Below are 1,687 nucleotides of genomic sequence, written 5' to 3' on the forward strand. Positions count from 1 at the left end.
GCAATAGGTAGCGCACTTGGAGTCTCCCCCTACAGCAATCCAATTAGGATTAGCGAAGAACTTCTGAAACTAAATGTATATCCAAAAGTTACACATGATACGATTGTTAACACTCATAATTTTTCTTTTGATGCTCTGTCACCTGAAAACAATAATAATAAGTTGATAAATAGAGTACTTAATAATGCCAGAGTGACTGATAGAAACCTCCGTAACATTAGAGAAATGATTCGGCAAAAATCTCAATAGAATTAAAATGTATAACTTGACATAAAGATACATTGACCACTGTTTTTATATACAGTTAAAATATATCCCTTGATGAAGGGGGATAAAATGGCAGTACGCAAACTTACATCCGGTCAATGGATTTGTGAATGCTACCCTACCGGTCGTTCTGGCCGTAGGGTGCGGAAACAGTTCGCAACCAAAGGGGAGGCTCTCGCATTTGAACGCCATACTATGGATGAAGCTGAGAATAAGCCCTGGCTCGGCGAGAAAACTGATCGCCGAACCCTGGAAGATATCGCCAAGCTTTGGTACAACCTACATGGTCAAGCCCTCACTGCAGGCTCAAAGACCTATAAGAAAATCTGCCTAATGGTTGAAGCTTTAGGTAACCCCCCCGCTACAACTTTTACCGCTAAAGACTTCGCCCACTATCGTGACAAGCGCCTAAACGGCGAAATCTACTTTTCTGATCGTTGGCGTCAAGGGGCTGACCCAACTACAGTAAATCTGGAACAAAGTCATTTGAGCGGAATGTTTAGCGAGCTAATTCGTTTGGGGGAATGGAAACAGCCTAATCCCCTGGAGACTCTCCGAAAATTTGCCACTACTGAAAAAGAAATGTCATGGCTCACACATGAACAAATAAACATATTGCTTGAGGCTTGTAGCCAAGGAAGACCAGATTTACCTCTGGTTGTTAAAATTTGTTTAAGCACAGGTTCGCGTTGGCGGGAGGCTGAGACATTAACGCGCTCTCAAATCACCCCACATAAAATCACTTTTGTAAGAACCAAAAGTAAGAAAAACAGAAGCGTCCCGATCAGCAAAGAGCTTTATGAAGAAATCATTGCGCAGCCTGGTAACCGATTTTTCAGTGAGTGCTACTTCCGTTTTATGGCTGCTATCGACTCAACAGATATCGTTTTACCGCGTGGTCAGTTAACACATGTTCTTCGCCATACCTTCGCTGCGCATTTTATGATGTCCGGTGGCAATATACTTGTTTTACAGAGAATCCTCGGCCACTCCGATATTCAGATGACTATGCGCTATGCTCACTTCGCCCCTGAACATCTTGAAACCGCCCTCCACTTCAACCCATTAGCCACGATGAAAACTGGCGACAAAGTGGCGACAAAGGAAGGCAATAGTCCTGATTAGTCACCCTTTGCCACATAAGCAACATCATGAAAAATATGTAATTTATTGATTTTAAAGACCCGGTGACATTACCGGGTTTTTTCTTGCCCGAAATTCATACCTTGTGCATAAGGCATATTGAGTACTTCATTTAGATCCGTTGCGAGACAAAGCAGCGGGAAGAAATGCAAGTGTAATGTCCCGCCAGCTAGGCAACTTCAATCTGATATAGCAATTCCACGAGCGATATCGCGCTAACATTATCCCAGCGAAGATAGCTATCCAACGAACTGGATCCTGAATCTCTTCCCAGTAC

The 1,687-nt window shown here is 43.2% G+C and carries 2 protein-coding genes; both read left to right on the forward strand.

Going from position 1 to position 1,687, the window contains the following annotated elements; all coding sequences use genetic code 11:
• Positions 1 to 249: hypothetical protein (locus AC1DUO_RS24705; RefSeq protein WP_477989256.1), on the forward strand; the 249-nt coding region annotated here is incomplete at its 5' end.
• Between the two features lie 87 nt (positions 250 to 336).
• Positions 337 to 1,392: a phage integrase gene (locus AC1DUO_RS24710; protein ID WP_477989258.1), complete on the forward strand. Its 1,056-nt coding sequence runs from the start codon at positions 337 to 339 to the stop codon at positions 1,390 to 1,392.
• Positions 1,393 to 1,687: the final 295 nt, after the last annotated feature.

It is taken from the genome of Rahnella sp. P4_A8, from assembly GCF_056402435.1.